Source organism: Vibrio sp. YT-19(2023) (genome assembly GCF_033337395.1).
The window spans coordinates 1-7,451 of record NZ_JAWOQN010000068.1 but is presented as its reverse complement, the minus strand read 5'-3'; the positions used below and the strand labels follow the sequence as shown (position 1 = coordinate 7,451).

Genomic DNA, 7,451 nt, shown 5'->3' with positions numbered 1-7,451 from the left:
GGCTACGACGATTGATGGGCGTAGCCGCTCAGATCGTAGTTTCTTGATTTAGTTCCATCGAATTACGCAACAAAGCCCCGATAACTTGGTATGAGTGACACTCTGAGTCACCAACTACATGAGCAGAACTTTTACATCGATTTAATGCTAATACGATGTTTTCTATGGCGATGTTTTTAAGTTTAAGTTCTACTGCAATTTTGTTGATTCGAGACTTCTTTCGTATAACGTTATCGATGAATTTAGTTGGGAATAGCTGACTCAATGCCTTATTTAGCTCGTTGTAGCACTGGTCAGATAGTTCATTCGTATCGAGTTCACACTTAACAAAGTTGATCGATGAGTTTCTTGGTTCCCATAGTATTTGAAGCAAAGAATTGTTAGTTGTTTGGTAGCTAATACAGTTTCGGTAATTGCAATCACTGCTTTTTTCTTGTGTGAAACGAGAATTTTTGAGTGTTAACGCTCTTAATCTTCGATTTAAGCGCTCATGATTTTTTTCAGATACAGGACAGGTGAAGCTCAGCTTTCGGACGATTAATGGTGAACGTTTGTCGATAGCTCTGCTGGCAACTTGATCGTTTAGGATCGAGAGGTAACCAAGCGTCTTATGCTGGTGAAGTGGTTTAGTAGTCATAGTTTGAGTTCCTTTTGTTTTGGTTAGTGGTCGTCGCTGTTTGTACTAGTGCTTACTCATTTCTATAAATCTCTGTATCGATTCTTCTGAGTAGAGAACTTTGGCTCCAATTTTGATCCAACTAAGTTCTGGACAACTTCTATTGCAACGCCATTTAGCGAGCGTTTGTGGCTTTAGACGAAGTAAACGAGCGGTTTCCGAGGTTGTATAAAACACTTGAGGGTAGTGTTCTGTGTTCATTGGTACTCTCCTAATGAGTGCTTAATCATTGGGAGTAAGAATACAGCAGTGGGTGATTGAGGATTTTAGAGCTAAACCTCATCTAACTTCTCATTCAGTACTCTTAAATAACAAAAAACTAGCAAAATATGACTTAAAAAAATAAAATGCGGACATCTTTAATTTTTTTCTTATAAAACATGGACTTGAATTTTTTAGAAGATGAGCTTTGTAAAGACTGTGATGGGCGACGGTTTATCTTTCGGGATGCGAGAAGAAAGGACTTAACGCTTGCTGTGATTAAAAAACTAGAACGTTATTTAAAGCGTACCCGAGTTATACATGCTAATGACCGTGAGTTGATCCGAGAGTTACATAGGAGAATAAAGGATTTTGAGAATTCAAGAGGGGAAGACAGAATTCATGAGATGTATGGCTTAGCTTACTGTCTATCACACCCAAAAAATCAAGATTTTTTCGATAGGTTTTGGGGAGCAATCAGCAAACAAGCAAGAAGGAGTCAAGCGAAGAAGACAAAAGCAAGAGAGAGAAGGTCTGAAGATTCACGTTTAGATAAAGAAAAAAGCAGTGAACTTGAAGAGGAACAGCGCTCTGTAAGGATGCATAGAGCTTTTTCAGCTATAGATAAAGTTAACCCATGAAACACTTAGCTGAATTAGTCTGAACGTAATCTATCAGTTTCGTTTACTCGATGTGAGCATATCTGACAGGTTGCCCTAAATCAGCTCTGCCCCTTTCCTGCTTAGAGTCGTTACTCTTTATCAAACAAAAATGAATATATTGACCAACAATTTCTAATGTTGGATGCTTATGCAAAGTCAGTTTCATTGTAATGTCAAACGTTGTATAAGAGTCAGAATCTAAGCTGTAGGATTAAACATGCCATCAATAGCTGATTTCATTCTCTCGATTTCATCAAGTAGAAAGTTTGATTTATATGAATTTCTCATCTCATCAATTACTACTGGTATTACATTTTTATTTGCATTACTAAATAGATCATTACCTTCTGAAGCTTTTGCTAACGAATGTCGAGCCATCATAAATAGTGATTGGATATGAGATTCGTGGACACGAGGCAAAACTAGATAGCATATCCTTTCACACTCATCTTTTGTTAAGTCTCTTTTCATGATCATTGCACCATGAGCCATGATGTAGGCTAGCGTATTGTGATTAATCGCGAAAGCCGAATCTAATTTTTCAATAATTTCTAGTTGTGATTTAAGATCGTTCTTTAGTATAGATGCTGATGTATCTATAGTAGGGTCAGAAGAATTAATTTTTTTCTTGTTAATTATATCTTGATTAAGATAGCTTGAAATTCTTTTATCCTGAATCTTACTTGAATTCCTTCCCAGTTTTTCGAATAGCCAACTTATCATATACTAACCTCTTTATCAGTTTATAAAAATATCATTTTAAGCATCACTTAAGGAAAAGCAAAATCAGGCTTTGTTCCTCTCTACGTCTTTTTCTTGCTTGTCCTTGAATTCACAAGTATGACTACAGTAACCATTTCTTGTACCTCTAGGGGTTGGTCTAGGTATGTTATTGCTACAATCCTTCCGTCTACATTTCATAACGACTCCTATAATAGTGAGTTATGGTGATGATAAGTATAGTATTGATAGAAATTCATGGTGTTGTCTATTTTATGTTTCTGATTTTGTGGAAGTTACTGTCAAGCATCAAGTCTTAACGTGAGTAAAACGCTCTTTAACAGTTATATTCAAGTTCTTTTTGTTACGGTTCGGTGACTCGGTGGTATTTGGTAGATGAAAACTCGCTATACACAACCGCCGATCTGATCGAGATTTCTGCTTAAAGTTCCATCAAAGTACGCTCTTGCCCTGAGCTCGCTACAAAGGACTGATGAAAAATGACTCACAGTTAGCCATGTTATTCACTTTGGCAAACCTGTTTAAATTAGACCAAATGTTGCGACGACAGCCAAGATCTGTCTGAAATCCGGGGATGGCCCGAAAAGGGGCCAGAATTCGGTCTAAAACGCCCATTAATTGACCTAAATTTGACGTTTAGCGTTTGAAATTTAGGTTGGCAAAGTAAAGGCTTGCTCAAGACCTAAATTGCAGAACTTATTCGCACCTTCCCTAAATGATTTATGTCCAATTGTAAGTTACGATCTTGGCAGGATGACAATCTTGGCAGGATGATTTGTACGCTCTAGTAGTGACTAACCAAGCAGAGATGTAAAATCGAGTATGAGTTACTACAACTTAGCTGAATGCCATGAGTGGTATCAGCGGCGATTTCTATGTAATGAATTGGCTTTGAGTTTCATTGGGCGTTTGTTTAGCTCTTGAGACCAAAAATTAGATCCTAACATTGCTAATATGGCTTCGTGAGAAAGTTCACAAACTTTGGAAAAAGTAGCACATGTGTAGCACAGCGACTGAAAAGCAAAAGGCCTGAGAACAAATAAATGCTCTCAGGCCTTTCTGTATATGGTGGCCCCTCCCAGACTTGAACTGGGGACCAATCGATTATGAGTCGTGATATGACTCTTTCCAACTAATACCCAAGTTATCTCAAATTAGTAAATTTAATATTACTATCAGATGTTTAGTGGCTTTTTGATTTCTCAGCTTTTCTTATGAAATGTCATTCAGGTACACTCTTACTTGACTAATTACTTGACTAAATTTTCATATAGTCAAGTTGCGCAACAAATCAGGCTAGGGGTGGGATATGTTAACAGTGAGCACTATAAGAGGCTTAAAGCCAAAAGATAAGCCTTACTACGAATGGGATACAAACAGCCAGCGAGGACGCGGCAAATTAGGCGTACAAGTGACACCGAAAGGAAGCAAGCGTTTTGTATTCCGCTACTTTGTCGAGGGTAAAGCGAAGTTTATCCCGCTTGGTCAGTTTCCAGAGTTAACGCTAAATGATGCGCGTAACAAACAAAAGGAGCTAGGCGAGCTACTGATACAGGGAGTAGATCCCAAAGAGTACTTGGAAGCACAGCAAAAAGCCCAACAGCAAGCTAAAAGGGAAGAATCACGCAAAGGTAGCCTGAAACAGTTATTTGATGCCTACGTAGCGCAGATGGAAAAAGACGGCAAGCGAACTCACAAAGCCGTTCTTGCCTCACTGGAAAAGGAAGTCTATCCCCATATCCCACCAGAAACAAAAGCAAAAGATGTTACGAAAGAAGATGTTAAGTTTATTCTCGCAGCCATGATAAGGCGAGGCGCTAAAACCCAATCAAACCGAGTACGTAGCTATCTAATGGCAGCGTTTAACTATGGCCTAAAGCATGATGACGATCCGGCAAACTACATCGATGAAGCTACGTTTGGGCTAGATATTAATCCCGTGGCAGGCATCCCAAAACAGAAAGATGCGGAAAGAGTCGGTGAACATTACTTAAAACTTGGCGAGGTCATGGCACTAATTGATGATCTCAATAACGAATACCAGCGTTTTAAAATGGGCGAGTCTATACGCAATCTAATCTTATTGTGCCTTTTTACTGGTGGACAAAGACCGTATGAGTTAGCGGCTTCAAAGTGGGAGGCTATCGATTGGCAGCAAAAAACGTTACTCATTACCGCAGACATTTCCAAAAACAAACGTCCTCATATCATCCCCCTTACAGATAGTGCGCTGGTGGTACTGCAAAAACAGCAGTTCAACAATGAAAGCGCGTTTATATTTCCACATCGTTTTAATACTGGCGAACATATACGCCTAGATTCGCTGTCACAGGGCACAGCACGTTATCGAGAGTCCACACCAGAAATAAAGCCGTTTACGCCTAGGGATTTACGCAGAACGTGTAAAACGTTAATGGGTGAGCTAGGGATCAGCAAAGATATTCGCGACCGCCTACAGAACCATGCTTTAAATGATGTATCTAGCAAACACTATGACCGTTATGAGTACTTACCAGAAAAACGCAGAGCGTTAGAGGTATGGGAACAAAAATTAAGCTTACAGACAGTTGATAACGTTTTGGCATTTAAAGGATAAATTTAATGAGCAATGAAGCGCAAAGGTACATGTCAAGGAGATTGAGGGTCAAAAGTGAACTTTTGTTATAAATACTCTAAAAGCCTCGAAAAGCGAAAGAAAATGCGAAATAAAGCCAGATTGTTCACTAATATCTCGTGATCTCGTATTCCCTCAACTAAGGTTATTTGTTTAAACTGTGTGAGATGGATCACATAAGAGGTTAAATAATGAAATATCACCTTGAACAATCACACCAAATTGACCGCATCATTCCGATGGAAGAAGTCGCTCAGATACTAGGAAGAAGCCTCAAGACACTCTGGCGTTGGTGGGCTAAGGACAAGATCATGCCAAGGCCCTTGATGGTAAACGGTCGGGCCATAGGATACAAATTAAGTACGCTAGAAGCCTTCATTAACAGTTTGGAAGGGGGCGAGTAATATGCCTCTTACCTATCAAGAAATACCTCAAAACGCAATTCCTAAAGCTGGTACTCAGTGCCGGAAGATGCTCGATCTATTTATGGGCGGTGACAGTATCCCAGAGCAGCAGCTTTGTGATGAGTTTGGGCGCAATTATCGCAGCTATCTACAACAGCTTAGAGGTAGGTCATTCCAATACTGGCGCTTCATCGATGTAAGAGAAAACGGAGTTATCGAATATCGGTATTTAGACCCGCGTCATTTATCTAAGGTTCGCTATCTTGATGCGTTAGCTAGAGCAGAAAGGCGAAAGGAGTTGAAAAAAGAGAGCCACACAGAAGCGATGAGCGGTGCTAGTCGTGTGAAAGAAGCATACAAGGAGCTAGAAGCAGCTAATGAGGGATTAGAAGCCCTAAAAAGAAACGCGCCCAGCCAACAAAAGCCGAGCGCATAGATATAAGAGCTGGTGGTCTGAATCTTGGCGGAAACTACCACCAGCCCACAAAAGTGAGTCTAGCAAATGACACAGCAAATACCAAAAGGTCTATCTCAGAGATCGCAAAGAATTTATAAATCGATTCTTGCAAAGTTGCGCTTTATTGAAGCGGCACAACGGATACTAAGAAGCAAGGAGGACAAATGAAGGCAGATATTAAGGGGTTTGACGAACTAGCAGCCACTTGTACTGATTTGATTCCTCTATGCCCAAGTACTGGTATCGCCCGCTTTTCTAATGAACTAGCCCAAAGCGCAAAGATGCCCAAAAACACTACATTTCTCACTGTTTTGAGCATCTTTAGTTCTGTAGCTTGCCGAGCTTATCGCGTTAATTATGAACATGGCGGATCTCAGCCGTTGAGCATTAACTTTTGTGGTGAGCAGCCACCAGCAGCCGCAAAGAGTCGAGTCTTATCGGAAGCACAAAAGCCAGTCATTAATGAGGTTATGCGCGAGAACAAAGCCATTCGTAAGGAAATAGAAACAAGGCAAGCCGCAATAGAGTGCGAGGACGACAAGGACGCAGAGAAGCAGTTAAAAGCACAACTAAAGCAAGCGCAAAAAAGGTTGAGCGGTCTCTTTGAGTTCATAACAGATGCAACGCCCGAGGCGCTAGATATGTGCTTATCACACACCAACGGCTATTACTCTATAGCAAGCGCAGAACAGGGGGCCATTAACACGCTTATGGGTCTTTCATACGGTGATGGTAAAGGTACTCAAAACCGTGACTTAGTGTTAAAGGGGTGGAATGGTGAGTGGCATAGTTCAAAGCGAAAATCCCGCGATAGTTATACGGGGTTTGTTGTCGGTGCTATTTCCGCGATAGCTCAAGATGGAATGATTGAGAATTTACTAAAGGCATCCGACACTAGCGGGGCCATTGAGAGATTTATCTTATGGTCAGAAAGCACGCTGCTTGGTGAGCGAGACCATACTCAATATCACACAATGAATGATGAGGCCGTAAACGCTTATCACAGTGCGCTGGTGGAGTTATACAAAGAGATAGCCAATAGAGACTATAACGATTTACCCGCTCTATCACTAAGCGGTAGGGCGTGGGACAAGATAAAGCTTAGACGCAACGGTTTAGAACCAACAATCGCTAATGATGGTGAGAACGCTAATAGCTTGCTTAGGGGGCTTATTGGTAAGTATGACATTCATGTGATGAAAGTAGCGGCATGTTTGCACTTGAGCAATGACCGGAACAACTTACTGATACATGATGATAGAGTTGCTGAAGCAATGGCAATTGTTGATTGCTACATATTGCACCTGAAAGGGCTTATCAATGAATCTGCTATAGTCGCATTCAGCGATCGCGAGAAAGCAGTTATAGAGTATGTTAAGCCTAAGCAGGGTGTAAAAGCTACAAACGTTGTAAACGCACTATCACGGCGAAAATGTTTTACAAAGGGCAAGAAAACCAGAGATTCAAAAGCAGTACAGGAAACGATAGAGCAATTAAGTGAACGTGAGCTAATAGGTATAACCAAGAAACCAAGCGCACCATTTGGTGAAGCAACGATCACTATGATATAGCCCCATACCCGCCAGTCCTTTATGAAGCTGGTGGGTATTTTTTTATTCATTTTCAGCCCTAAACCACCTACTTCAGTAGGTGGTTATCATCCGCTTCGGCTTTGCCTGTAAAACTACTCATGCTA

7 protein-coding genes and 1 pseudogene are annotated in these 7,451 nt (G+C 40.7%); 5 read left to right on the top strand and 3 right to left on the bottom strand.

What is annotated here, in order from left to right; genetic code table 11:
- Positions 1 to 28: 28 nt before the first annotated feature.
- Positions 29 to 637 carry a hypothetical protein gene (locus R7E78_RS23710; protein ID WP_318058303.1) on the bottom strand — a complete coding sequence of 203 codons (609 nt, stop codon included), beginning with the start codon at positions 635 to 637 and terminating at the stop codon, positions 29 to 31.
- 45 nt (positions 638 to 682) lie between these two features.
- Positions 683 to 877, bottom strand: a complete 195-nt coding sequence (locus R7E78_RS31230) for a helix-turn-helix domain-containing protein (RefSeq protein WP_025505681.1) — start codon at positions 875 to 877, stop codon at positions 683 to 685.
- Positions 878 to 1,062: 185 nt separating this feature from the next.
- Here R7E78_RS31230 and R7E78_RS23705 point away from each other — a divergent pair, with 185 nt between their 5' ends.
- On the top strand, positions 1,063 to 1,518 hold the full coding sequence (locus R7E78_RS23705) for a hypothetical protein (RefSeq protein ID WP_276464180.1): 456 nt from the start codon (positions 1,063 to 1,065) through the stop codon (positions 1,516 to 1,518).
- Positions 1,519 to 1,737: 219 nt separating this feature from the next.
- Here the strand turns inward: R7E78_RS23705 and R7E78_RS23700 are convergent, their stop codons facing one another.
- Positions 1,738 to 2,262 carry a hypothetical protein gene (locus R7E78_RS23700; protein ID WP_225492287.1) on the bottom strand — a complete coding sequence of 175 codons (525 nt, stop codon included), beginning with the start codon at positions 2,260 to 2,262 and terminating at the stop codon, positions 1,738 to 1,740.
- Between the two features lie 472 nt (positions 2,263 to 2,734).
- Between R7E78_RS23700 and R7E78_RS23695 the strand changes: the two are divergent.
- From R7E78_RS23695 to R7E78_RS23680, 4 genes and pseudogenes are all read left to right on the top strand, one after another.
- Positions 2,735 to 2,845: pseudogene (locus tag R7E78_RS23695) on the top strand (IS5/IS1182 family transposase); the annotation flags it as partial.
- Positions 2,846 to 3,589: 744 nt separating this feature from the next.
- Entirely contained in the window at positions 3,590 to 4,876 is a 1,287-nt protein-coding gene (locus R7E78_RS23690; RefSeq protein WP_282174575.1) for a tyrosine-type recombinase/integrase, read from the top strand.
- A gap of 423 nt (positions 4,877 to 5,299) precedes the next feature.
- On the top strand, positions 5,300 to 5,734 hold the full coding sequence (locus tag R7E78_RS23685; protein ID WP_282174573.1) for a hypothetical protein: 435 nt from the start codon (positions 5,300 to 5,302) through the stop codon (positions 5,732 to 5,734).
- Positions 5,735 to 5,919: 185 nt separating this feature from the next.
- A complete protein-coding gene (locus R7E78_RS23680) occupies positions 5,920 to 7,326 on the top strand; it encodes a DUF3987 domain-containing protein (RefSeq protein ID WP_282174572.1) in 1,407 nt (468 codons plus the stop codon).
- The last annotated feature ends 125 nt before the right edge of the window (positions 7,327 to 7,451 follow it).

Coding starts and splice junctions, on each gene's coding strand:
- R7E78_RS23690 (WP_282174575.1), top strand. CDS start 3,590: ATGTTAACAGTGAGCACTATAAGAGGCTTAAAGCCAAAAGATAAGCCT.
- R7E78_RS31230 (WP_025505681.1), bottom strand. CDS start 877: ATGAACACAGAACACTACCCTCAAGTGTTTTATACAACCTCGGAAACC.
- R7E78_RS23685 (WP_282174573.1), top strand. CDS start 5,300: ATGCCTCTTACCTATCAAGAAATACCTCAAAACGCAATTCCTAAAGCT.
- R7E78_RS23680 (WP_282174572.1), top strand. CDS start 5,920: ATGAAGGCAGATATTAAGGGGTTTGACGAACTAGCAGCCACTTGTACT.
- R7E78_RS23700 (WP_225492287.1), bottom strand. CDS start 2,262: ATGATAAGTTGGCTATTCGAAAAACTGGGAAGGAATTCAAGTAAGATT.
- R7E78_RS23710 (WP_318058303.1), bottom strand. CDS start 637: ATGACTACTAAACCACTTCACCAGCATAAGACGCTTGGTTACCTCTCG.